A 627-nucleotide genomic window follows, 5' to 3' on the forward strand; every position below is an offset into this window, starting at 1 on the left:
ATATTGCGATGCCACTTATTCATGAAGGTGTGCTGGTGGAGAAACTGCTGCAAGATGACAAGCCATTGAGCCGATGCTGTTTGGTATGGCGTAAAGATGACGATCATAAGTTGATCCAATGGATGGTGGATTATTTGGGATCACCGAATCAGTTGCATCAAGATTGGTTGCAGTGTTAGTCAAAAGAATCATCCGATCTCAGTATTAGCTCATCACTTGGTCCATGAAACCGTAAATTGGAAACAAAACACCTCGCTGCAGCGAGGTGTTGATAAGGCGAATTAAGACAAGAAAAACTTGTAGGATGGATTATCGGTTTCATCCTTACATTGGTAGCCAAGTTCTCGTAAATGCGCTGAAAATTGGGCTAAATCGCTTTCATCTAACTCGAAACCACATAGAACGCGTCCGTAGTCGGCGCCGTGGTTACGGTAGTTGAATAGGCTGATGTTCCAATGGGTGCCAAGCGTGCTTAAGAACTTCAATAGTGCGCCTGGATACTCAGGAAATTCAAAGCTATAGAGACGCTCTTTCAGTTGTTTCGAGGGCTTGCCACCGATCATGTAACGAATGTGCAGTTTGGCCATTTCATCGTCGGACAAATCCACGACTGGGTAGCCACCTTCG

At 45.1% G+C, this 627-nt stretch carries 2 pseudogenes; one reads left to right on the top strand and one right to left on the bottom strand.

The window, feature by feature from the left end:
- Positions 1-179, top strand: a pseudogene (locus R7093_RS26235) (LysR family transcriptional regulator); the annotation flags it as partial.
- Between the two features lie 102 nt (positions 180-281).
- Here the strand turns inward: R7093_RS26235 and R7093_RS26240 are convergent.
- A pseudogene (locus tag R7093_RS26240) lies at positions 282-627 on the bottom strand (threonine ammonia-lyase, biosynthetic); the annotation flags it as partial.

The organism is Vibrio sp. 1580 (assembly GCF_033340055.1).